The following is a 24,250-nucleotide window of genomic DNA, read 5'->3' as shown; positions in this document are numbered from 1 at the left end:
CGGTGGCCGCCAGCGAGACATGGCGCCTGCGGCCCGGACAGACCCTGCAGTACCGGCAGTGGGACGGCGAGTGCATCCTGTATAACGATTTGTCCGGCGACACCCACCTTCTGGGTGACGGCGCCATCGAACTGCTGCTGGCGCTGCGCCGCGGCCCGGCCACGCGCGCTGCGCTGGCTGCCGTCCTGCAGGCCGAATTCGACCTCGAGCCGGCCGAACTCGACCTCGAGACCGGCACCTTGCTGCACGACCTGCAACACCTGAACCTCATCGACACGCTCGCATGCTGACGGTCGCATCGCTCAGCCGCCGCCAGCTCGAAACGCGCCTGGCCGGTCCCGGCCTGCTGGTGCAGACCGGCGCCTTCGTCAGCCGCATCCGTTCGCCGATCCGCCACGTGGCCGACGGCATCGCGCTGCTGTACGGCGACTACCCGATCCATGGCGCGGACGGCTTCGCCGATTTCCACGTCGGCCTGCAGTACCCGGGCGGGCTGCGCCGCTGGTACCAGCCGCAGGTGAATTTCGACCTCGACGGCCAGCTGCCGTTCGAGCCGCTGCCCGAAGCGCACGCCTTCCCGATGCTGGAATGGGGCCTGAACTGGTGCATTTCGACGCGCGCCCATGCCTACCTGATGATCCATGCCGCGGTGGTCGAGCGCGGCGGCCTGGCGGCGATCCTGCCGGCGCCGCCGGGATCGGGCAAGAGCACGCTGTGCGCGGCGCTGGTCAACCGCGGCTGGCGCCTGCTGTCCGACGAGCTGGCGCTGTTCCGTCCGGAAGATGGCCTGCTGGTGCCGGTGCCGCGTCCGGTCAGCCTCAAGAACCGCTCGATCGACGTGATCCGCGGCTACGTCGCCGACGCCGTGCTGAGCCGCCCGGTCACCAACACCACCAAGGGCACGGTGGCGCACCTGAAGGCGCCGGCGGACAGCGTCGCGCGCGCGCACGAGACCGCGCGCCCGGCCTGGATCGTGTTTCCCAAGTACGAAGCCGGCGCTGCCACCTCGCTCACCCCGATCCCGCGCGCCCGCGCCTTTTTCCGCGTGGCCGAGAATGCCTTCAATTACAGCCACATGGGCGCGTGCGGATTCGCCACCCTGGCCGGCGCGATCGAAGGCTGCGCCAGCTACGATTTCCGCTACAGCAACCTGGACGAAGCGATGGCGCTGTTCGCCGCGCTGGAGGCGCCGCGGTGAAGCGCCTGCCGATCCTGGTCGCGGTCCTGCGCGACCCCGGCCTGCTGCCAGGCCTGCGCCTGGCCGACTGGGACCTGCTGCTGCGCCAGTCGACCAGCGCCAACCTGAGTCCGACACTGCTGGCGCTGATCGAGGAGCACGGCCTGCTCGACACCGTGCCGGCGCAGCCGCGCGCCCACCTGGACTGCGCGCGCGCGCTGGCCAGGCGCCACCGCCAGGCGGTGGGTTTCGAGGTCGAATGCATCCAGGCCGCGCTTGCGAAAGTGAACGGCGTGGCGCCGCTGCTGCTGTTGAAAGGCGCAGCCTACGCGATGGCCGGCCTGCGCGCCGGTGCCGGCCGCCTGTTCGGCGACATCGACATCATGGTGCCGCAGGCGCGCCTGGACGATGTGGAATCGGCGCTGATGCTGCATGGCTGGGCCAGCAGCCAGGCCGACGCCTACGACCAGCGCTACTACCGCCAGTGGATGCACGAACTGCCGCCGATGCAGCACGTGCGCCGGCAGAGCAGCATCGACGTCCACCACGCGATCCTGCCGCAGACCGCGCCCGTGCACCCCGATCCGGCATTGTTGCGTGCCGCCGCCGTGCCGATCGCGCATGCGCCCGGCCTGGCCACGCTGGCGCCGGCCGACATGGTGCTGCACAGCGCGGTACACCTGTTCTTCGACGGCGAATTCGACAAGGGCTTGCGCGACCTGCTCGACTTGCACTTCCTGTTCCGCGAGTTCGGCGTCCGTGCCGGCTTCTGGGAAGCGCTGCCGGCACGGGCGCGCGCGCTCGAACTGGAACGGCCGCTGTTCTATGCGCTGCGCTACAGCCGGCGCCTGCTCGGCACGCCGGTGCCGGAGGCGGTGGTGGATGCGCTTGCCGCGGCCGCGCCGAACCGCGCGCTGCTGGCCATGATGGATGCCCTGTTCGAACGCGCGCTGCTGCCGATGCATGCCAGCTGCACCGACGCGTTCACCGGCGCCGCGCGTTTTGCGCTGTACGTGCGCGGCAACTGGCTGCGCATGCCGCCGCTGATGCTGGCACGCCACCTGTTTCACAAGGCCTTCCTCTCCAGGAAACAATCGTCTTAATAGATGGCAACAGACAATATAATTTCCATATCGAAATTATTGGTCAAATTTTCTGTCGGCATTTTTTACAGTCGGTTCTTTTGGGTTTAATTGATTGCGGATAAGTCATTGATATTAAACATTTTCCAAAAGCTGGCACACGGCTTGCTTATACAGAGGCATAGCACCACCGATCAACTAAGCGAGGAAAACGAATCATGAAATTTCTGAAAAAACTGTCGTGCGCTGCAGCTGTAGCTCTTTCCATGGCCGGTGCTGCGCATGCAGAAGACGTGCTGCAAAACTGGGTCTTCAACCCGGTCGGCGGCGGTTATTCGAGCGGCCAGACCATCGGCGAATACCTGGACGTGAACGGCAACGCCTTCATCCAGATCGCCAATACCGGCAACAACACCTTCAGCTTCCAGGAAAACGCTGTTTTCAACATCGTCCAGGCTGACAGCAACGGTCTGCTGTTCCCGGTTACCTACCCGGGCGGTAACATCACCGCGACCTTCGCGGCGACTGGCTCCGGCACCTTCAGCGGCGCCTTCCAGTTCACCGGCGGCACCATCAACATCTACCAGGATGCCGTTGCCAACTACGGTTCGACCACTGGCATCTACGGTGCTGACGACGGCAAGCTGATCGCCAGCTTCGACGTGCTGGTAGGCGGCGGCGGCAACGTCGACGCATCGGGCAACCCGATCAGCAACGGCCAAGTGACCGTGTACGCCAAGGCTAACGCCGGCGACCTGGCATCGGGCTACTTCTTCCGTGAAAACGGTCAAGACCTGAGCTCGGAAGACATCCTGGCCTTCGCCTTCACCAACGCCAACGGCGTGAGCAACATCACCCAAAACCTGGTGTCGGAAGTCGCTTGCCAATTCGGCGGCTACACTGGCGCAGGCTGCACCACCGGTACCACCTACACCCCGACCCCGGGCCAGAACTTCTTCGTCAGCAACAACGGTCAGTTCAAACTGGCTGAAGTGCCTGAGCCGGGCTCGCTGGCCCTGTTCGGCATCGCCATGCTGGGCGCCGGCGTTGCAGCACGCAAGCGCAACAAGAAGGCCTAATCGTAGCAAAAAGGCATAATATTTATCCGGTCATTTGACCGGATAAATATGGCAATAAAAAAAGAGCAGGATTTCCTGCTCTTTTTTTATTCCCGAAACAAAAAAGCAAACCAAACGAGACCCCGCCGACGGCCGGTCTCGATGCCGCCGTCAGCGTTTCAGCAATTGCTCGACCGGCAGGCGCTGCGACCGTGCGGCAGGGGCGGGGCCGGCACCCAGGCGGCCCATGTAGACCGGATACAGTGCGTCGTTGAAGATCAGTTCGGCACCTTGCTGCTGCAGGCGGCGCGCCGGCGCATGCAGGCGTGTCTCGCGCGTAAAGGATGTGTTTTCGCGCACGTACTTGGCAAAGATCAGCGGCGTCATCTCCGGCTGCATGAACAGTCCGAGCCGGGTCAGGGTCAGCCAGAAGCGCTGGACCGCGCGCCCGGCCTGCACGTAATCGTCGATCGTCTGCGGTTGGCGCCTGGCCTTCAGCACGAAGTGGGCCGCGCAGGCGATCCCCGGCAGCAAATCCATCTGCAGGCGCGGCGCCCAGGTGCCCATCAGGGTGTTGATGGTCGACATCCGCTTCCAGCTCACCATCGCCCATTTCATCAGTTTCAGCGTCGCCTTGTCGACGCCGAGCGCCTGGTCCGGCACCTTGTCCGGGCTGTACCTGGCATTCCAGTCGATGATGCGGCGGTGCACCTCGAAGGCTTCCGGCATGGTCAAACGCAGCCTGGCGTTATTGAACATCAGGCGTGCCGCCTTGAGCTTGGGGCCGAAGCCTTCGATCCAGGTCACGGCGAAATCGGGACCGACGCAGGTTTCCAGCTCGCGCTTCTCGGCCGCAGTCAGTGGGCGCGTGCGCATCGGGCGGCGCTGCACCGTGCGCGTTTCGATGGCGCCGAGCAGGGGGCTCGGCGCCACCGTGGCATCGGGGCTGAAGCGCACGTCGAACACGGGGCGGTCGGGCGCGCTGTCGGCACGGCGCACGGTGTGGGCGCGCAAGCCCTGCTCGCTGGCGGCGATGTCGATGGTTTCCAGCAGCGCACCCATGGAAATCTGGCTCGGATGGCCATCCAGGTCGTAGACGGTGTCGTGCCGGGTATCGTAGGCGTGGATGACCAGATGGTCGGGCGCGGCGATTTCGAAGCGCCAGCACTGGGTATTGTCACCGCTCGGCGCCCAGCGCGCCAGTTCGAGGATGCGGTGGAGGCTCGGCGGGATGTTCATGCTTGCGGCGCCAGTTGCTTGGTCATCTGGCGCTTGGCGACGCCGATCATCAGGCGGTGCAGCGGATTGCCGTTGCCGCCGGGACGCCAGGTATGGCTGAGCTTGTTGCGGTAGGCGTCGAACTGCATGCCATGCGGCGCCGCCAGGATCTTTCCGCGCTCGAGAAGGATCTTCAAGGCCTCGGTGGCGACGATGCCGGCGCACAGCTGGCAGGCCATGAAGGTCGACGGACCGCGGCGCTCGGCGAAATTGACGGCTTCCGGGACCACCAGGTAAGGCCGGTGCAGGCCCGCCGGGGCAAGGCCGACCACGAACCGGATCGCCTTGTCCAGCTCGGGCAGGTCGCCCCACTGGAAATATTCCTCGAAGGTCATCTGGCCCGGCATGAAGTTGAGCAGGGCAGCCCCCATGCCGAGCGGCGCCGCCGTGGTGGCCGGAATGCCGAGCCGGGCGCAGGCCGCGAAAGTCTGCTGGCGCGCGTCGAAGGCGAAGAAATCGAGTGCGTCGACGTACAGGTCGACGCCGGCCAGGAAATCGTTCAGGTTGTCCTTGTTGACGCCCTGGTCGAAGATCTTGATGTCGATCTCGGGGTTGATGTCCTTGGCCATCCGCGCCAGTACCTCGGCCTTGGGCTGGCCGACGGTCGACATCATGGCGCCGACCTGGCGGTTGAAGTTGACGACGTCGAAGCTGTCGAAATCGGCGATATGGAAACGGGAGACGCCCAGGCGCGCCAGGGTCAGCAGGTGGACACCGCCGACCCCGCCGCCGCCGGCGATGGCGACGCGCTTGCCGCGCAGCGTGGATTGTTCTGCCGGCGTGACCCAGCCAATATTGCGTGAAAACGCCTGTTCATAGCGGAACGGATTGTTCATCGATGGGGAGATACAGAAGGTCAGAAGAGAATTGCGAGACGAGGATGCGCCGGGATCGGGAATGCCCGGCGCCTGTGCGCAATGTCATCCCGCGTGCTGGTCGTCCATGCGCAGCAGACGGTTGCGAATACCCATTTCTTCGCGCGGCGAAAAGAAATACGGATAGAACGAACGTTCGGTGACGTTATTGTCGGCAGTGAAGGTGCCGCCGAATTTTTCGATTTGCTCGGTCACGTATTCCAGGTTGACGCGCAGCAGAAAGGCCGGCGCATCGACGCGCGGATTGATTTTCAAATCGCCTTCCTGCTTGAAGCCCAGCATGCGCTCGTAAAAACGGCGGTGACGCGGATTGACTTCGATCACGATATCGGTGCATTTATGGATATCGCGGCCGTAGATCACGGCCAGGTGAAACAGGTTGGCCAGCGAGGTTTTCGAGCGCACCGAAGGATCGAAGGCCAGTTTGGTGAACTCGCACAGGCGCGCGCCCTTGTTGCGATGAAAATCGAGTTCTTCCTTGAAAATCTGGTCGGCCATCAGGCCGATCGGGGAGTCGATGCCGATGGTGAGCGTGCCCACCACTTCGCCCTTGTCGGTTGCCGTGAGGGTGATGCGATTGGGGTCGTCAGTCAGCTGATGCGTACCGGCGTAGCCACGCCAGGCATACATCTTGTTGATTAACATGCTTGCTGAATTACGCCCGTCCGCCGTATCGGTAAGCCGGATTCCGTACGAATCGTGGTTCACGATCACATCCTCATATTGAGAGGGCGTAATATTATCGCGATCATTGAAATCATGAGCGTCCGATAGGGATACGGCCGATTCACCCTCTGGGTCCTTGAAATCGTCAAAAGTCGCCATCGCAGGATTCCCCATTGAGAAACGCCGGCGGTGGCGCCGGCGCCAGGTTAGCTCGCCACGTCCATCCTGGCGTGGCTTATTGTTTTATTATGAATAACGTATATTAACCAGTTACAAGGTCTTTAGCAATGCGCGTGCGTCGTCGGCTTGCGGGAACGGCTTGCCGTCGGCGAGCAGGGTATCCAGTTGCTTGCGCGCGCCTTGCTTGTCGCCGGATTTATGCAGACCGACCGCAAGGTGATAGCGGATTTCGGTTGCATTCGGCGCCAGGCTGCTGGCTTTTTGCAGCAGCGGCAAACCGCGGCTGGTATTCCCTTGTTCCACCAGCATCCAGCCGAGGGTATCCATGACGCCCGCATTGGTGCTGGCCAGCTTGAATGCCTGTTCGGCGGTCGGGAGTGCACGCGGATCCTTGACCTGCTGGTAGGCGTACGCCAGGTTGTTCAGGGCAGCTGCATTGTCCGGAGTCTGCTTGGCCACGGCTTCCAGCATCCGGATCGCGGTCGGGTAGTCCTTGCGCGCCAGGTTGGTTTCCGCGACAAACATCGTGACCATCGGATCGCTCGGGTGCTCTTTCAGCCACTGGTTGCCGCGCGCCTCGGCTTCCTTGCCCTTGCCTGCCATGTTCAGTGCCTGCATCGAGCGCACCAGCAGCTGCGGCGATTTGGCCAGGGAAAGTGCCTTGTCGTAAGCCGGCACCGCCTGCGCCGCCTTGTGCTGCGCCAGCAGGATGTCGCCTTCGGTGGCATAGCCGACCGGCGACTTGTCGTTCATCTTCTGCATCTGGCGTGCGATGCCGAGCGCTTCGTCCGGACGGCCGCTGCGCATCGCCATCTCGACCTGGGCCATGCGCGCCGGCACCAGTTCAGGCTGCAGCTCGACGGCACGCTTGAGGTCCTCGGTGGCGGCGGCATTATTCTTCATCGCCATGTGGACGGCGGCCAGGCGCATCTGCGGCGTGGCCGACTTCGGCACGACGTTGGACATCTTGCTGTAGGTTTCCAGCGCACCATTCAAGTCCTTGTTGGCGACTTGCGCCTGACCCAGCATGTCCAGCAGCTCGGGGTTGGTGGCATTGGTGGTCTGGAGCTTGCGCGCCAGGCTCAGGGCCTTGGCCGGCTGGTTGGTACGCAGGTAATGCATGCCGAGCGTGACCGCCGGGTTCACCGCGTTCGGGCTGGCGTTGCTGGCCTTTTCGAACCACGAGGTGGCTTCTTCAGGACGGTTCTGCAGCATGGCCAGCTGGCCCAGCGAGGTCATCGCATCGACGTTGTTCTTGTCCTTTTCCAGGACTTTTTCATAGCGCTGCTTGGCGGCATCCGGCTTTTTCTCCATCAGATCCAGGCGCGCCATGTTCTTCACGGCCGGTGCGAAGGTCGGATCGAGCGCCAGCGCCTGGTCGAGGGCAGTGCGCGCGGCCGGGATGTCGCCCTTGACCATGTTGACCGCAGCCTTCAGGTTGTAGACCTGCGGGTTCTTCGGTTCCTGCTTGGCCAGGGCGTCGGCCGCGGCCAGCGCCTTGTCGTAGTGCTTGAGGCCCATTTCGGTCTGCACCAGCGCCATGGTGGCACGCGAGGACTTGGGATCGAGCGAGGTCGCCATTTCGAGGTCGCTCAAGCCGCCCGACTGGTCGCCCCTGGCCAGTTTGGACAGGCCGAGCGAGGTACGCACGCCGGCCGCTTTCGGCGCCAGTTCGGCGGCTTTTTCCAGGTAGCCGCTGGCCTTGTTGAAATCGCGCACCTGCATGTAGGATTCACCGGCCAGGGCCAGCAGCTGCGGATCGGCGGCGTCGTTCTTCAGTGCCGGCGCCAGCGTGGCGGCGGCATCGGCCGGCTGGGCATTCTTCAGCTGGACCTGGGCCAGCAGCTTGCGCGCATAGGTGTCGTTGGGCGCCGCCTCCAGGTACTTGCGCAGGTGCTGTTCGGCCTGCTGGGTCGCGCCCAGCTGCAGTTCCGATGCACCAGCCAGCAAGACGCTCGGCATGTGATCCGGCGCCACTTTCAACACGCGCTGCAGGTGTTCCTGGGCGGCAGAGAATTTACCTTGGGTGAATTCATACAGCGCGCTGGTGTAGGTGACCAGCAGGTTGCCCGGCGCATTCTTTTGTGCGGCATCGATTTCCGTCTTCGCTGCCGGGAACTTGCCGCGGCCGATCTCGATATAGGCTTTCTCGATGTGGGCGGTGCGGTGGGCCGGGTCCAGCGCCAGCGTCCGGTTGAACGCAGCCAGCGCCTCGTCCGGCTTGTTCTGCATGCGCAGCAGGGTACCTTGGGCCATGAAGACTTCGGGATTCTTCGGATCCTTGGCCACTGCCTCGTTCACGTAGCGCTCGGTCGCGTCGCGGTCCTTCGCCAGCACGGCCAGACGGGCCAGGCCCAGCAGGGCATCGCCCGAGTTCGGATTGATCGCCAGCGCCTGTTCGAAGGCCGCCTTGGCATCGCCGGGCTGGCCGGTGGTCAGCAGGGCTTCGCCGCGCAGGGACATCAGCGGCGCCGACTTGGCCGCCATCTCCGGCGTGACTTCCTGCAGGATGTCCTTGAATTTGCCTTGCTGCGCCATCGCCTTGCCCATCATCGGCAGGACACGCTCGGCAGGGATGCCGAGCGAGCGCGCCTTGCGGAATTCCTTCTCGGCCGAGGGTACGTCGCCCATGGCCAGTTCGAGATTGCCGAGTGCGATACGGGCTTCGCCGTTCTCCGGGCTCTTCTCGACCGCATTCTTCAACTGGATCAGGGCTGCCTTGACGTCGCCTTTCTGCTGGTATTGCTGGGCTTCGGCAAGCAGCGACTCGGTAGTCTGGGTCTTGCCGCAGGCACCCAGGCCTGCGATCAGGAAAGCGCTGGAAACTAGTGCAGCGGTGAGTTTGAGCTTGTTGGCGTGACGCGGCATTCGGGATTCCTCGAGGATAGGGATGAGAAGCGCTGGCTGAGCGGATTCCTCACAACAATAATACCTTAAGGAACAGATTTTAAGCCGCCTTGGCAGGCTATGCCGTACAAATCGATCATTTGTAAACACAGTAGTGGCGGATGCGCCACCGTTTACGGCAGTTTGTCGCTTATTCGAGATACCAATTACTGGCCCTCATCATTTTCGCCTTTTTTCAAGCGCTGGAGCAGGGCCTCGACGTCGTTGCCGACTGGTAAACCATCGCGGCGCAGTAGTTGTATATGTAGCACCATGTTCTCCAGCACCAGCTTGGCCGACACGGCCAGCAGGGTCATCAACTTGTCTTCGGTACTGAAACTGTCCATCGACGCCGCCATCTCGCACAGCTGGATGGCGACGAGCTGGCGCAGTTCGTCTTCGGGGAAGGGCAGGTCGGCGAAATCGATCGGGTCTTCCTGCTCGACTTCCTGCATCAGGGCGGTGAGGTCTTCCGGCTTGATCGGCATGGCAAGGCTCCGTGGTGGTGGCGGAACCATTCTAGGCCACGCCGTCGAGCATTGCCCACAGGATTGACGCAGGGTGGGCGGCGGCCCACCCTGCGTCAATCCCTTACATATTGCGGCGGTACTGGCCGCCGACTTCGAACAGCGCCGTCGTGATCTGCCCCAGCGAGCACACGCGCACGGCATCCATCAGGCGCGCGAACACGTTGTCGTTGTCGATCGCCGCCTGCTGCAGCGCCGCCAGGGCTGCGGGCGCCGCCTGGGCGTTGCGGGCGTGGAAGGCGTCCAGGCGCGCCAGCTGCGACTGCTTTTCGTCGTCGGTCGAGCGTGCCAGTTCGATGACGGCCGGCGCGCCTTCGCCTTTCGGGTTGCGGAAGGTGTTGACGCCGATGATGGGCAGCGAGCCGTCGTGCTTCTTGTGCTCGTAGAGCATCGACTCTTCCTGGATCTTGCCGCGCTGGTAGCCGGTTTCCATCGCGCCCAGCACGCCGCCGCGCTCGGCGATGCGCTCGAACTCCTGCAGCACCGCTTCCTCGACCAGGTCGGTCAGTTCGTCGATGACGAAGGCGCCCTGGTTCGGATTCTCGTTCTTGGCCAGGCCCCACTCGCGGTTGATGATCAATTGGATCGCCAGGGCGCGCCGCACCGATTCGTCGGTCGGCGTGGTGATCGCTTCGTCATACGCATTGGTGTGCAGCGAGTTGCAGTTGTCGTAGATCGCGATCAGCGCCTGCAGCGTGGTGCGGATGTCGTTGAAGTCGATTTCCTGGGCATGCAGCGAGCGGCCGGAGGTCTGCACGTGGTACTTCAGCTTTTGCGAACGGTCGTTGGCGCCGTATTTGTCGCGCATGGCGACCGCCCAGATGCGGCGCGCCACGCGGCCCAGCACCGTGTATTCCGGGTCCATGCCGTTCGAGAAGAAGAACGACAGGTTGGGCGCGAAATCGTCGATGTGCATGCCGCGCGCCAGATACGCTTCGACGAAAGTAAAGCCGTTCGACAGGGTGAATGCCAGCTGCGAGATCGGATTCGCGCCGGCTTCGGCAATGTGGTAGCCCGAGATCGAGACCGAGTAAAAGTTGCGCACCTGGTGGTGCACGAAATATTCCTGGATGTCGCCCATCACCTTCAGCGAGAACTCGGTCGAGAAGATGCAGGTGTTCTGGCCCTGGTCTTCCTTCAGGATGTCGGCCTGCACGGTGCCGCGCACGTTGGCCAGCACCCACTCCTTGATCTTGGCCGCTTCGTCGGCGGTCGGCTGGCGCCCGTTGTCGCGCACGAACCGGTCGATCTGCTGGTCGATGGCGGTGTTCATGAACATCGCCAGGATGGTCGGCGCTGGACCGTTGATGGTCATCGAGACGGACGTGCTCGGGCTGCACAGGTCGAAACCGTCGTACAGCACCTTCATGTCGTCCAGTGTCGCGATCGAGACGCCCGAGTTGCCGACCTTGCCGTAGATGTCCGGACGCAGCGCCGGGTCGGCGCCGTACAGGGTGACAGAGTCGAAGGCGGTCGACAGGCGCTTCGCCTCCATGCCGGTCGATACCAGCTTGAAGCGGCGGTTGGTGCGGAAAGCATCGCCTTCGCCGGCGAACATGCGGGTCGGGTCCTCGCCTTCGCGCTTGAAAGCGAACACGCCGGCCGTGAACGGGAAGGAGCCGGGCACGTTTTCCAGCATCAGGAAGCGCAGTACTTCGCCGTGGTCTTCGTACTTCGGCAGCGCCACCTTGCGGATGGCGGTGCCGGACAGGGTTTTCTGTACCAGCCGGGTGCGGATTTCCTTGTCGCGGATTTTCACCACGTAATCGTCGCCGGCGTAGGCCGCCTGCATGTCCGGCCACATCGCCAGCAGCTTTTTGGCGCCGGCATCCATGGCGCTGTCGCGTTCCGTGATCAGGTCGTCGAGGACCACTTCCCGGTTCACGAGCGCCAGCATGCGCTTGGTCTCGCTCAGCTGCTGGCGCTCGCGTGCCAGCTTCACCTGCTTGCCGACATTGCGGTGGTAGCCGCGCACGGTGTCGGCGATCTCGGCCAGGTAGCGGATGCGTGCCGGGGGCACGATCACGTGCTTGCCGCTCGAGTAGTGCTGTGCCGGCTGCGGCAGCTTCGGCGTCTCGACCTGCAGGCCGAGCCGGGCCAGCGCCGGCAGCAGGCCGTGGTACAGCGCGGTGACGCCGTCGTCGTTGAAGCGCGAAGCCTGGGTGCCGTACACCGGCATCTGCTCGGGGCTCAGGCTCCACAGCTCGCGGTTGCGCTGGTACTGTTTCGCCACGTCGCGCAGTGCATCCTGGGCACCCTTGCGGTCGAACTTGTTGATGGCGATGAAATCGGCGAAATCGAGCATGTCGATCTTTTCCAGCTGCGAGGCGGCGCCGAATTCCGGGGTCATCACGTACATCGACAGGTCGACGTGCGGCACGATGGCGGCGTCGCCCTGGCCGATGCCCGAGGTTTCGACGATCACCAGATCGAAGCCGGCCAGCTTGCAGGCGGCGATCACGCTAGGGAGTGCCTGCGAGATCTCGGACCCTGCCTCGCGCGTGGCCAGCGAGCGCATGAACACGCGGGTTTGCCCATTCCACGGATTGATCGCGTTCATGCGGATGCGGTCGCCGAGCAGGGCGCCGCCGGACTTGCGGCGCGACGGATCGATCGAGATGACGGCGATGTGCAGGCGGTCGTTCTGGTCGAGGCGGATGCGGCGGATGAGTTCATCGGTCAGCGAGGATTTACCCGCGCCGCCGGTGCCGGTGATGCCGAGCACGGGCACCTTCAACCCTTCGCTCAGGTCCATCACCTGCTTGCGCAGGGCGCCATCCACTTTGCCGTTTTCGAGCGCCGTGATCAGCTGGGCCAGCGGCCGGTGGCGGGCTTCGAGCGGGCCCGTTTGCAGCGGTTCGACCGTGGTCGGCGCATACGGGGAGAGGTCGACGTCGCAGGCTTCCAGCATCGAGCGGATCATGCCGACCAGGCCCATTCGCTGGCCGTCTTCCGGGCTGAAGATGCGGGTCACGCCATAGGCATGCAGTTCCTCGATCTCGGCCGGGACGATCACGCCGCCGCCGCCGCCGAACACCTTGATGTGGGCGCCGCCGCGCTGGCGCAGCAGGTCGATCATGTACTTGAAATATTCGACGTGGCCGCCCTGGTAGCTGGAGATGGCGATGCCTTGCACGTCTTCGGCCAGCGCCGCGGTGACGACTTCGTCGACCGAACGGTTGTGGCCCAGGTGGACGACTTCGGCGCCGTTCGATTGCAGGATGCGGCGCATGATGTTGATCGAGGCGTCATGGCCGTCGAACAGCGAGGCTGCGGTGACGAAGCGCACTTTGTTGGCCAGTTTCGGCTGTTCCGGGAGCTCGAGCCTGGCGGCGGGGGTGATGTCGTTCATGGTGTTCCTTGAGGGTCGGAAGCGAACAGGTGTTCTTGTACGGTATATGACGTTAACGTTAACGTCAAGAATAGGACGGTGAGCTGGAACACGTGCTTGCGTTGGCGGCCGGATCAGGCGGCGCGTTTCTTCAAATTGCCGCTGAGCAGCTCGGCCTTGCGCATGCGGTATTCGGCCACCGCTTTCTCCTTGACGTGCCCGAAGCCGCGGATCTGTTCCGGCAGCGCCGCCAGCTCGACCGCGGCCGCGTGGTTTGCCGCATCCAGCGCCGGCAGCAGGCCCTCGACCATGGCGCGGTATTCCGCGATCAGCGCCCGTTCCATCCTGCGCTCGGCGCTGTAGCCGAACACGTCGAAGGCACCGCCGCGCAAGCCTTTCAGTTTCGCCAGCAGCTTGAAGGCGGTCCACATCCACGATCCGAATTCGGCTTTCACCAGATGGCCCCTGGCATCCTTTTTGGCGAACAGCGGCGGCGCCAGGTTGAACTTCAGCGAGAAATCGCCTTCGAACTGGGTTTTCAGCTGTTCGACGAAGCGGCCGTCGGTATACAGGCGCGCCACTTCGTACTCGTCCTTGTAGGCCATCAGCTTGAACAGTGACCTGGCCACCGCCGTCGTCAGCTTGTTGCCCAGGCCGGCTGCACGCTCGGCCTCGCGCACGCGCGTGACCACCGATTCGTATTGCGCGGCATAGGCGGCATCCTGGTAGCCGGTCAGGAACTCGGCGCGCTTGTGGATGATTGCATCCAGGCCTTGCGGCATCTGCACCACCACCGCCTGGGCCGGCATGGCGACCTTGTCGACACGCGCCAGGTCGGCGGCTGCACGGCGGCCCCACAGGAAGCTGCGCTGGTTGGAGGCGACGGCCACGCCATTCAGCTCGATCGCCCGTTGCAAGGAAGCTTCCGCCAGCGGCACCAGGCCTTTTTGCCAGGCATAGCCGAGCATGAACAGGTTGGCCGCGATCGAATCGCCCATCAGCGCGGTCGCCAGCTTGGTCGCATCGAGGAAGTCGACGCCAGCAGCACCGCCGACAGCTTCCTCGATCAGGGCACGCACCTGCGCCGCCGGGAATTCCCAGTCGCGCTGTTGCGCAAAGGTGCCGGTCGGCTGTTCGTGCAGGTTGACCACGGCCACCGTGCGGCCCGGACGCATCTTCGAGATCGCGTCCGCCGCCCCTGCGGTCAGCATGTCGCAGCCCAGCACCAGGTCCGCTTCGCCGGTGGCGATGCGCTGGGCGCGCAGGCGTTCCGGCGTCTCGGCGATTTTCACGTGCGAGGTGACCGAGCCGTTCTTCTGGCTCATGCCGGTCATGTCCAGCACCGACGCACCCTTGCCTTCCAGGTGGGCCGCCATGCCCATCAGGGCGCCGACGGTGATCACGCCGGTGCCGCCGATGCCGTTGATCAGGATGTTGTACGGATGTGCGATCGAGGGCAGGGTCGGTTCGGGCAGCGCACCCCAGCCGTCGTCGATGTCGCCCTTGCTGACGCCGGCCTTGTTCTTCTTCAGCGTGCCGCCTTCGACGGTGACGAAGCTCGGACAAAAACCCTTGGCGCACGAATAATCCTTGTTGCAGGAAGACTGGTCGATGCTGCGCTTGCGGCCGAATTCCGTTTCCTTGGGCAGGATCGAGACGCAGTTCGACTGCACGCCGCAATCGCCGCAGCCTTCGCACACGGCTTCGTTGATCACCATGCGTTTCGCCACGTCCGGAAATTCGTTTTTCTTACGACGGCGGCGCTTCTCGGCGGCGCAGGTCTGGTCATAGATCAGGACCGTCACGCCGGGCAGTTCGCGCAATTCGCGCTGCACGTCATCCATGTGCTTGCGATCGTGGATCGTGACCAGCGCCGGCAACGAAGAACGGTCTTCGTAGCGCGACAGGTCTTCGGTGACCAGGGCGATGCGTTTTACCCCTTCGGCCGCCATCTGCTGGGCGATCAGCGGCACCGAGGTGACGCCGTCGACCGGCTGGCCGCCGGTCATCGCCACCGCATCGTTGTACAGGATTTTATAGGTGATGTTCACCCTGGCCGCGATTGCCGCGCGGATGGCGAGATAGCCCGAGTGGAAATAGGTGCCGTCGCCCAGGTTCTGGAACACGTGCGGCACCTTCGAGAACGCGGCCTGGCCGATCCAGGGCGTGCCTTCGCCGCCCATGTGGGTGGTCAGCTTGTTCATCTCCGGATAGATCGAGGTCGCCATCACGTGGCAGCCGATGCCCGCCAGCGCGAACGAGCCGTCCGGCACCTTGGTCGAGGTGTTGTGCGGGCAGCCGGAGCAATAGAAGGCGGGGCGGAAGGGCGTGCTCACGGCTTTCATCAGCACCGCGTCCTTGGCTTCCAAGAAGGCCAGGCGGGCTTTGATGAGGTCGCGCGTGCGCTCGTCCAGGTTCAGGCGCGCGATGCGGCCGGCGATCACGCGCGCCACTTGCGCCACCGAGAAATCGGCCTTGGGCGGCAGCAGCCATTCGCCGCGCGGCGATACCCATTCGCCCTTGTCGTCGAACTTGCCGACGATGTGCGGCCGGACGTCGTCGCGCCAGTTGTACAGCTGTTCCTTGAGCTGGTATTCGACGACCTGGCGCTTTTCCTCGACCACCAGGATCTCCTCGAGACCCTGGGCGAATTCGCGCACGCCTTCCGGCTCCAGCGGCCAGATCATGGCGACCTTGTACACGCGCAGGCCGACCTGGGCCGCCATCGCTTCGTCGATCCCGAGTTCTTCGAGGGCTTCCAGCACGTCGACGTAGGACTTGCCGGAGGCGATGATGCCGAGCTTGGCATCCGGACTGTCGATGACGGTGCGGTTCAGTTTATTTTCGCGCGCATAGGCCAGGGCTGCGTAGATCTTATAGTCCTGCATCAGCGCTTCCTGGTTGCGCGCCTGGGTCCCCAGCGGCACCGACGAGAGGCGCGCATTCAGGCCGCCTTCCGGCATCGCAAAGTCCTGCGGGATCCTGACCTCGACCCGGAACGGATCGGCATCGACCGAGGCGCTCGATTCGACCGTGTCGGCCAGCGCCTTGAAAGCCACCGCGCAGCCGGAAAAGCGCGACATCGCCCAGCCGTGCACGCCCAGGTCCAGGTATTCCTGCACATTGGACGGGTACAGGACCGGGATCATGCAGGCGGCGAAGATGTGGTCGGACTGGTGCGGCAGGGTCGAGGAATAGGCGCCGTGGTCGTCGCCGGCCACCAGCAGCACGCCGCCATGCCTGCTGGTGCCGGCATGGTTCATGTGTTTGAAAACGTCGCCGCAGCGGTCCACGCCCGGACCTTTGGCATACCACATGGCGAATACGCCGTCGTGCTTGGCCGGGCCGATCAGGTCGACGGTCTGGGTACCCCAGACGGCGGTGGCGGCCAGGTCTTCGTTCACGCCCGGCACGAACTGGATGCTTTTGGCTTCCAGGTGTCCCTTGGCCTTCCACAAGTTTTCGTCCAGGCCACCCAGCGGCGAGCCGCGGTAGCCGGACACGAAGCCGGCCGTGTTCAAGCCCGCCTGTTCGTCGCGCAGCTTCTGGATCATCGGCAGGCGCACCAGCGCCTGGATCCCGGACAGGAAGATCCTGCCTTCTGTAGCGGTGTACTTGTCGTCGAGGCTGACGTCTTTGCGTGCGGGCGTCTGCGCAGGCGTGGCAGGGGGGACGGCAGGCGCGTGCGCGCCTTGGCCGAGGACGGTGTCGGGCATGGTGTCTCCAATGGTATGGTGAACTGGCCCGCCTTCGCTCCAGCGCCGGGTAGGCGCCTGGCGGGGCGGGCCGTCATCCGCTTTTGCGGCTTTTATTGGAGTGTAGCCACGAGTTGACGTATACGGAAATACCGATTGGGGATGGGGGTATAAGAAAAAATGATGCCCCCGGTGCTGCTCAGCGTTTCCGCTTGCGGCGCTCTTCCTGGAAGCGCATCTCCGTACCGGCTTCGGTGCGCTGGCCGAACGCATAGTTGGTCTCGAGCCAGATGGCATTGATGATGGCGACCGTGATGGCGAAGCCGAGGCCGAGCATCCATGAGAAGTACCACATGATCGTATTCCTTCGTTCTTTATGAATTAATAAGCGGTGTGCTGGTTGTCCTGGATGTGCTGGTGCGTGACCTTGCCGCGCATGACGCGGTACACCCAGCCCGTATACAAGCTGACGATCGGCAGCATCACGATCACGACCCAGAACATCACGGACAGGGTGCGGTGGCTGGACACCGCATCCCAGGCGGTCAGGCTGTGGGCCGGCAGCAGCGAGGAGGGCATCACGAACGGGAACATGGCGGCACCGGCGGTCAACACGACGCCGGTCACTGCCAGGCCGCTGGACAGGAAAGCCGGCAGCGAACGGCGCACGGCGCTGAACACGCAGGAAAGAAGCGCGCCGCCCAGGCCCATGATCGGCAGGACCCACAGCAGCGGCCAGCGGCCGAAGTTGTCGAGCCAGGCCCCGGTGGCCCGGGTCACCGTCTTGGCGGCGGGCAGGAACACGCTGTTCGCATCCGGCATGGCGGCAATCCGATAACCCTCGATGCCGGTGGCGATCCACAGCCCGCCGGCCGCGAACAGTGCGATGGTCAGCATCGCTGCGCCCATCGCCATCAGGCGCGCCCGTTCGGCTACGGCGCCTTCGGTCTTTTGCTGCAGCCAAGTCGCGCCGTGCAGCGCCAGCATGGCAAGGGACAGCACGCCGCACAGCAGGCCGAAGGGATTCAGCAGGTCGAAGAAGCTGCCCGTGTATTCGAGGCGCAGCATGTCGTCGTATCTGAAAGGGACGCCCTGCAGCAGATTGCCGAAGGCGACGCCGAAGATGACCGGCGGGACGAAGCCGCCGGCGAACAGGCACCAGTCCCAGGTGCTTCTCCAGCGCGGGTCCTGCAGCTTGTTGCGGTAGTCGAAGCCGACCGGGCGGAAGAACAGCGCGAACAGGCACAGCAGCAGGGCGACGTAGAAGCCGGAAAACGCGGCCGCGTACACCAGCGGCCAGGCCGCGAACAGGGCGCCGCCGGCGGTGATCAGCCAGGTCTGGTTGCCTTCCCAGGTGGCGCCGATCGAATTGATGACGATGCGGCGCTCGGTGTCGGTACGGCCGACGAAGGGCAATGCGATGCCGACGCCGAAGTCGAAGCCGTCGGTCAGCGCGAAGCCGAGCAGCAGCACGCCGACGAAGGCCCACCAGATCAGTTTATAAGTCTCGTAATCGAACAGCATGATGGTTCCTTTGATTTATACGGCGGCGATCTGGTCGTCCGCCAGGTGCCCGGGTTTATCCGTGCCCGCTTCGCCGCCCGGCTCCCCGTGATAGCGGCCGGTATGCAGGCTGGCCGGGCCGATCCTGGCGTACTTGATCATCAGGCCCATCTCGACCACCAGCAGCAGCGTGTAGAAGCCGAGGAAGCCGAACAGCGAAAACCACAGGCTGCCCGGGCTCAGGCTCGATGCCGACAGATGGGTCGGCAGCACGCCGGCGATGGTCCAGGGCTGGCGGCCGTATTCGGCCACGATCCAGCCCAGTTCGGCAGCGACCCAAGGCAGCGGGATCGAGATCACGCACAGTTTCAACAGCCAGCGCTGCGGCGCCAGGTTGCGGCGCACCATGAACCACACCGAAGCGCAGAAGATGAACAGGAACAGGAAGCCGAGGAAGACCATGCCGCGGAAGGACCAGAACAGCGGCGCCACTTTCGGAATGGTGTCGGCGGCGGCCTGCTTGATCTGCGCTTCGCTGGCGTCGACCACGTTCGGCGTGTACTTCTTCAGCAGCAAGCCGTAGCCGAGGTCGGCCTTGACCGCTTCGAAGGCGGCTTTCGCTTCAGGCGACTTGTCGCCGCCCTTCAGGCGCAGCAAGGCGGCGTAGGCCGTCATGCCGGTACGGATGCGCGCTTCGTTTTCCATGCGCAGTTCCTTCAGGCCGGTCACCTTGCCGTCGTAGGAACGGGTAGCGATCAGGCCCAGCACCCAGGGCAGCTCGACCGAGTAGTCGGTTGTTTGTTTCTCGTCGTCGGGAAAACCGAAGAGCGTGAGGCCCGCCGGCGCCGGCTGGGTTTCCCAGGCCGCTTCGATGGCGGCCAGTTTCACCTTGTTGACTTCGCCGGCGGTGTAGCCGGATTCGTCGCCCAGCACGATCACGGACAGGGTCGAGGCCAGGCCGAAGGCGGCGGCGATGGCGAACGAGCGCAGCGCGAACGGCACGTCGCGCGCCTTGAGCAGGTACAGCGCCGAGATACCGAGCACGAACATCGAGGCCGTCACGTAGCCGGCGGCGGCGGTGTGCACGAACTTGACCTGCGCCACCGGATTGAAGATCACTTCCGAGATCGAGACCAGCTCCATGCGCATGGTGTCGAAGTTGAATGCGGCGCCGACCGGGTGGTTCATCCAGCCGTTGGCGATCAGGATCCACAGTGCCGACAGGCTGGAGCCGAGCGCCACGAAGAAGGTCACCATCAGGTGCTTGCGCGGAGAGAGGCGGTTCCAGCCGAGGAAGAACAGGCCGACCATGGTCGATTCGAGGAAGAAGGCCATCAAGCCTTCGATCGCCAGCGGCGCACCGAAGATGTCGCCGACGTAGTGGGAATAGTAGGCCCAGTTGGTGCCGAACTGGAATTCCATCGTGATGCCGGTGGTGACGCCCATCGCGAAGTTAATGCCGAACAGTTTGCCCCAGAACTGGGTCATGTCCTTGTACACCTGGCGGCCGGTCATGACGTAGCTAGATTCCATGATGAACAGGATCCAGGCCAGGCCCAGGGTCAGGGGAACGAACAGGAAGTGATACAGCGCGGTGGCTGCGAACTGTAGCCGCGAGAGGGCTACGACATCGTCGAGCGGAGGCATGGTGGGACCTGCTTTTATTTGTTGGGGAGGGAATCACGCGCAGCCGGGATGGCGAACAGGTGGCGTTCCACCTGGCCGGCCGGCAGCAGCATGTGCTTGGTTTGCGGATGCGAGAAACAGGCGTACCAGAGGCCGTACAGCGCCAGGCACTTGACGGCGATGGTCACGGCCAGCGTCAAGGCCAGGTTGCTGCGGCGCGGTGTGCGCAGCGCGTGCTTGGAAAGAGTGTGCATGGTGTGCGCCTTCAAAATGCTCCAACGGCAGATTTGAGCGTGCGCAAACTACGTGTAGCTAGATCTGATAATGGAGCGATGACGCGAGGTTAGTTTTCCCAAGCGGAAAAATCTTTGATGCACATCAAAAAGCCCGGAGAGGGCTTGTCAGGGACAGTTCAGGGGAGGGGACGGGCGCCGACCCAGCCTCCGCTGTCGCACAAATCGTGCGCCACCTGGGCTACCAGGCGGCCGACTGCGGCGGCCGCATTCGTGAGCGGGATATTGCGCGAGGCGCACAGCACCACGGTGCGTGCGATCGCCGGGCCATGGATCGGCAGCGCGCGCATCGCGCCGCGTTCGACTTCGGCCAGCACCGGCGCCACCGGCAGGATGGTCGCGCCCATGCCGGCCAGGATCGCCGATTTCAGGATGGCGATCGAATTGATTTCGATGACGTCGCGCGCGTGCAGGCCGGCGCCGCGCGCCGTGCTTTCGATGCGCGGCCGTACGCCATGCTGCAGGCCGGGCAGGATCAGGGTGGTGTCCAGCACTTCGCGCAGGGACACGCTGTCGCGCCCGCTCGCCAGCGGCGCATCGTCGCGGCAGATGTAGCGCAATTCTTCCTCGACCAGCGGGGTGGTGGCGAAGCCGCCCAGCTGGCCGTCGTCGAGCAGTACGGCGAGATTGACGCGGCCGGCGCGCAGCTGCTCGGCCAGGTTGCCGGTCAATTCCTCGGTCAGCTGCAGCGTGATTTCCGGGTATCTCTGGCGGATGGCGCGCAGGAGCGGCAGCGCCAGCGCGCTCGAAATGCTGTGCGGCAGGCCCAGCGTGACGCTGCCCGACGGCCGCTCGGCCGACTGCACCACGGCGGCCTGGGCATCCGCGACCTGTTTCAGGATCGCCTGCGCGTGCTCGTAGAACACCTTGCCGGCGTCGGTGCTGAGCACACCCTGGGCGGTACGGTGCAGCAGCTGCACGCCCAGTTCGTCTTCCAGCTGGCGCAACTGCTGGGTCAGCGCCGGTTGCGCCACATGCAGCACCAGGGCCGCGCGCGATAGCGAGCCGTGATCGACGATGGCAACGAAATAGCGGAGTTGTCTAAGTTCCATTACGAAATATTTGTATCTTTATAGACACATATTGATCAGGAATTGTTTTCATCTGGCAACTAAACACCCCAGAGTAGCTATACTTGAGCGCCGCGAAACGCGGCGACATTAACATACCCTGAGACCCACCGCGATTTACCGGCAACCGACCTGCGCCTCCCCCCATGCTGAAGAAAGTTGATCCCTCGCAGCTGCGCGTCGGGATGTTCATCCATGCGCTCGACTGTGGCTGGATGACGCATCCCTTCCTGCGCAACCGTTTCAAGATTACGCACGATGACGAAATCCGCAAGATCTTGGCAGCGCGTATCCAGTCCGTGACCATCGATTGCAGCCTCGGCCTGGATGCCGACGATGCGCCGACCGTGGCCGAAGCCGAGGCCAAGGTCGACGCCGGGATCGCCGCCATCGGCGCCCGTCCGGTAGTGGCGCCGCGCAGCACCCTGGCCGATGAATTCGATCGCGCGCTGGCGATCCGGCGCCAGGCCGCCGGCCTGGTCAAGACCGTGATGCAGGATGCGCGCATGGGGCGGGCGGTCGAACTCGATCAGGTGTCGCCGGTCGTCGAGAACATCACCGGCTCGATCCTGCGCAACGCCGGCGCCTTGCTCGGGCTGTCCGTCATCAAGAGCAAGGACGACTACACCTTCCTGCATTCGGTCAGCGTGTGCACCCTGCTGGTGGCGTTCTGCCGCGCGCGCGGGATGGATGCCGAGACCATTTATCAGGCCGGCATCGGCGGACTGCTGCACGATACCGGCAAGGCCCTGATTCCGGATGCCATCCTGAACAAGCCGGGGCGCCTGACCGAAGAGGAATTCGCCGTCGTGCGCCGCCATCCGCAGGACGGCCACGACATCCTGGCGCGTACGCCGGGCATCGGCACGATCCCGCTCGACATCACGCTGCACCACCACGAGCGGCGCGACGGCGCCGGCTATCCGGAGCGCCAGGGCGGCGCGGCGATCAGCGAACTGGCGCAGATGGCGGCCATCGTCGACGTCTACGACGCCATCACAGCCGACCGCTGCTACCACAAGGGCATCCCGCCGGCCGAAGCGCTGCGCAAGATGTACGAGTGGAGCAGCACCCAGTTCGAGCCGGCGCTGGTCCAGGCATTCATGCGCTGCGTCGGCATCTACCCGGTCGGCACGCTGGTGCTGCTGGAATCGGGACGCCTCGGCGTGGTGATCGAACCGCACGAAACGAGCCTGCTCACGCCCAAGGTCAGGGTGTTCTACAGTACCCGCAGCCAGGCCTATATCAAGCCGGAACTGGTCGACCTGGCGCGCGGACTGGGCTTCGGCGGGGGCGACCGTATTGTGCGCCACGAGTCTCCCGACAAGTGGCAGGTCGACCCGCTGCGCTTCCTGTCACTGGCCTGAGCCGGCGCAGCATCCTGCACGGCATCAGAAGAATTCGGCGGTATCGTTCGAGGCCGCTGCCTGCACCATGCCGTGCGAGACCAGATCGTCGTAGTGGCAGGCGCGATTGCGGCCGCTGCTCTTGGCGTGGTACAGCGCCTGGTCGGCATGGCCGAGCGTCATTACCGGCGATTCGAAGGCGCTGATCGCGACGAAGCCGACGCTGACGGTCACCCGCCCCACTTGCGGGAAGCTGTGATTGGCCACGCCGGCGCGGAAGCGTTCGATGATCTTCCAGGTATTGTCCAGCGTGGTCGAGCGCAGCAGCACGACGAATTCTTCGCCGCCGAAGCGGAATACGCGGTCCTGGGCGCGAAACGAGGATTGCAGCAGGTTGGCGATCAGGATCAGCACTTCGTCGCCGTACAGGTGGCCGAACCGGTCGTTGACCGCCTTGAAGTGATCGACGTCGACCACTGCCAGCCACTGCTTTTCCTGACCATTGATCTGACGCCGTTCCGGGAGACCGGGCAGGCGCGCATCCTGCTGCTGCGCGCTGTGCAGCATGCGCGCCAGCTGGTCGTCGAAGGTCTTGCGGTTGAGCAGGCCGGTGAGGGAATCGCGTTCGCTGTAGTCGAGCAGGTTCTGGAAGTTGCGGTACACGCCGACGATGCCGCCGACCATGTGGACGGTGACGTCGGCGAACGGTTTGTCGTCGCGGATTTCGAGGCAGGTGCCGGCCTTGTCGCCGAACCAGATCGGCAGCCATAGCGTGCGCATGCCGTCGCCGTCGAGCGCTTCGGCGCTGGGCCGGCGCGCCATCAGACACTGCATCAGTACCGGATGGCTGGCCAGTGCTTCGCCGGGGCCACCCTCGTGTGCGTCCTCGAGGCGGGCAGGGCTGCCTCTGCGGATCGATGCGCGGGCACGCAGGACTTGTTGCCCCGACACGGAGGCAATGCTCAGGATGCGGGTCTGCACGGCCCCGGCCAACTCCCGCACCGCCGAGATCACGGAAATGTCGAGCATTGCGTGGTCGCGGTGGCCGGTCATGTCCACCATATGTTTCAGAAGCGAGTCCATGTCGTTCCCGGCTATGTAATCCAGAAGCTGGCGCATGAACCATGTCCCTGTCGGGCGCCTATGCATCTGGCATTTCACTAAAGCAATAAAATCAGCATAACGGCTTTCTACATTAATTTCAATTATGCAAATAAAATTTCTCTAGGTGTGTTTGATTTTTACGAATTTTTGGACAGCAGCGTGCTGTTTAAAGGTGCTAAAAAAATTCCTCATACCAAAAAATAATTCTCTAAGGAAAAAATTGCGCGTAATCAAATTGCCGTACGGCATCACATCTTATAGTGAACTCACTGACACGGAACGCGAAGCAGCCAGTCGCAAGAAGCGCAGTTGTCGCAGTCAGCGCCCTCCGGTCAGTGTTTCATCAACCTACCATATGGGAGTACGTTATGAGCAACTTCATCTCTGCAGTCAAAACCTTCGTTGCTGACGAAAACGGTGTGACCGCGATCGAGTACGGCCTGATCGCTGCACTGATCGGCGTGGTGATCGCCGGTGCCGCCAAGACCGTGGGTGGCGATCTGAAGACTTTGTTCGGAGAGATCAGCACTGCGCTCCAGAATAAGTAAGTAGC

The 24,250-nt window shown here is 63.8% G+C and carries 19 protein-coding genes; 6 read left to right on the top strand and 13 right to left on the bottom strand.

Annotated elements, in window-relative coordinates; translation table 11 throughout:
* Positions 1–2: 2 nt before the first annotated feature.
* The 4 genes from FBX97_RS20955 to pepA all read left to right on the top strand — a co-directional run bounded on the left by FBX97_RS20955 (position 3) and on the right by pepA (position 3,338).
* Positions 3–290, top strand: coding sequence for an HPr-rel-A system PqqD family peptide chaperone (locus FBX97_RS20955; RefSeq protein WP_185748673.1), 288 nt, complete (start codon positions 3–5; stop codon positions 288–290).
* Positions 284–1,198, top strand: coding sequence for an HprK-related kinase A (locus FBX97_RS20950; RefSeq protein ID WP_221631849.1), 915 nt, complete (start codon positions 284–286; stop codon positions 1,196–1,198). The genes FBX97_RS20955 and FBX97_RS20950 overlap by 7 nt, the downstream gene beginning before the upstream one ends.
* Positions 1,195–2,280: a nucleotidyltransferase family protein gene (locus tag FBX97_RS20945; RefSeq protein ID WP_255517575.1), complete on the top strand. Its 1,086-nt coding sequence runs from the start codon at positions 1,195–1,197 to the stop codon at positions 2,278–2,280. The genes FBX97_RS20950 and FBX97_RS20945 overlap by 4 nt, the downstream gene beginning before the upstream one ends.
* A 197-nt stretch (positions 2,281–2,477) precedes the next feature.
* On the top strand, positions 2,478–3,338 hold the full coding sequence (gene pepA / locus FBX97_RS20940) for a flocculation-associated PEP-CTERM protein PepA (RefSeq protein WP_141836193.1): 861 nt from the start codon (positions 2,478–2,480) through the stop codon (positions 3,336–3,338).
* Between the two features lie 150 nt (positions 3,339–3,488).
* Here the strand turns inward: pepA and FBX97_RS20935 are convergent, their stop codons facing one another.
* The 12 genes from FBX97_RS20935 to FBX97_RS20880 all read right to left on the bottom strand — a co-directional run bounded on the left by FBX97_RS20935 (position 3,489) and on the right by FBX97_RS20880 (position 21,229).
* A complete protein-coding gene (locus tag FBX97_RS20935; RefSeq protein ID WP_141836190.1) occupies positions 3,489–4,556 on the bottom strand; it encodes a molybdopterin biosynthesis protein MoeY in 1,068 nt (355 codons plus the stop codon).
* A complete protein-coding gene (locus FBX97_RS20930; protein WP_141836186.1) occupies positions 4,553–5,431 on the bottom strand; it encodes a ThiF family adenylyltransferase in 879 nt (292 codons plus the stop codon). Before FBX97_RS20930 ends, FBX97_RS20935 begins: the two co-directional genes overlap by 4 nt.
* An 84-nt stretch (positions 5,432–5,515) precedes the next feature.
* Positions 5,516–6,295, bottom strand: coding sequence for an N-acetyltransferase (locus FBX97_RS20925; protein ID WP_255517574.1), 780 nt, complete (start codon positions 6,293–6,295; stop codon positions 5,516–5,518).
* 111 nt (positions 6,296–6,406) lie between these two features.
* Complete coding sequence (prsT, locus tag FBX97_RS20920; RefSeq protein ID WP_141836183.1) at positions 6,407–9,184, bottom strand: XrtA/PEP-CTERM system TPR-repeat protein PrsT; 2,778 nt, start codon at positions 9,182–9,184, stop codon at positions 6,407–6,409.
* Between the two features lie 185 nt (positions 9,185–9,369).
* Positions 9,370–9,690: a hypothetical protein gene (locus tag FBX97_RS20915; RefSeq protein WP_141836181.1), complete on the bottom strand. Its 321-nt coding sequence runs from the start codon at positions 9,688–9,690 to the stop codon at positions 9,370–9,372.
* Positions 9,691–9,793: 103 nt separating this feature from the next.
* Positions 9,794–13,081: a fused isobutyryl-CoA mutase/GTPase IcmF gene (gene icmF, locus FBX97_RS20910; protein WP_141836178.1), complete on the bottom strand. Its 3,288-nt coding sequence runs from the start codon at positions 13,079–13,081 to the stop codon at positions 9,794–9,796.
* 113 nt (positions 13,082–13,194) lie between these two features.
* Positions 13,195–16,776 carry an indolepyruvate ferredoxin oxidoreductase family protein gene (locus FBX97_RS20905; RefSeq protein WP_141836175.1) on the bottom strand — a complete coding sequence of 1,194 codons (3,582 nt, stop codon included), beginning with the start codon at positions 16,774–16,776 and terminating at the stop codon, positions 13,195–13,197.
* 178 nt (positions 16,777–16,954) lie between these two features.
* Entirely contained in the window at positions 16,955–17,110 is a 156-nt protein-coding gene (gene cydX / locus FBX97_RS20900) for a cytochrome bd-I oxidase subunit CydX (protein ID WP_141836172.1), read from the bottom strand.
* Between the two features lie 26 nt (positions 17,111–17,136).
* A complete protein-coding gene (gene cydB, locus FBX97_RS20895) occupies positions 17,137–18,279 on the bottom strand; it encodes a cytochrome d ubiquinol oxidase subunit II (RefSeq protein ID WP_141836169.1) in 1,143 nt (380 codons plus the stop codon).
* A 15-nt stretch (positions 18,280–18,294) separates the two neighbouring features.
* Positions 18,295–19,905, bottom strand: a complete 1,611-nt coding sequence (locus tag FBX97_RS20890) for a cytochrome ubiquinol oxidase subunit I (RefSeq protein WP_141836166.1) — start codon at positions 19,903–19,905, stop codon at positions 18,295–18,297.
* 14 nt (positions 19,906–19,919) lie between these two features.
* A complete protein-coding gene (cydP, locus tag FBX97_RS20885) occupies positions 19,920–20,138 on the bottom strand; it encodes a cytochrome oxidase putative small subunit CydP (protein ID WP_141836163.1) in 219 nt (72 codons plus the stop codon).
* 158 nt (positions 20,139–20,296) lie between these two features.
* On the bottom strand, positions 20,297–21,229 hold the full coding sequence (locus FBX97_RS20880) for a LysR substrate-binding domain-containing protein (RefSeq protein ID WP_141836161.1): 933 nt from the start codon (positions 21,227–21,229) through the stop codon (positions 20,297–20,299).
* Between the two features lie 164 nt (positions 21,230–21,393).
* Here FBX97_RS20880 and FBX97_RS20875 point away from each other — a divergent pair, with 164 nt between their 5' ends.
* On the top strand, positions 21,394–22,614 hold the full coding sequence (locus FBX97_RS20875; RefSeq protein WP_141836158.1) for an HD-GYP domain-containing protein: 1,221 nt from the start codon (positions 21,394–21,396) through the stop codon (positions 22,612–22,614).
* Between the two features lie 24 nt (positions 22,615–22,638).
* Here the strand turns inward: FBX97_RS20875 and FBX97_RS20870 are convergent, their stop codons facing one another.
* Entirely contained in the window at positions 22,639–23,676 is a 1,038-nt protein-coding gene (locus FBX97_RS20870; RefSeq protein WP_141836155.1) for a GGDEF domain-containing protein, read from the bottom strand.
* A 389-nt stretch (positions 23,677–24,065) separates the two neighbouring features.
* Between FBX97_RS20870 and FBX97_RS20865 the strand changes: the two genes are divergently transcribed.
* Entirely contained in the window at positions 24,066–24,245 is a 180-nt protein-coding gene (locus tag FBX97_RS20865; protein WP_141836152.1) for a Flp family type IVb pilin, read from the top strand.
* The last annotated feature ends 5 nt before the right edge of the window (positions 24,246–24,250 follow it).

This window comes from Herbaspirillum sp. SJZ107, from assembly GCF_006715485.1.
In the GTDB taxonomy this organism is placed as follows: domain Bacteria; phylum Pseudomonadota; class Gammaproteobacteria; order Burkholderiales; family Burkholderiaceae_D; genus Telluria.
The sequence above is the reverse complement of the archived record's forward strand: the minus strand, read 5'-3'. Positions and strand labels throughout refer to the sequence as shown.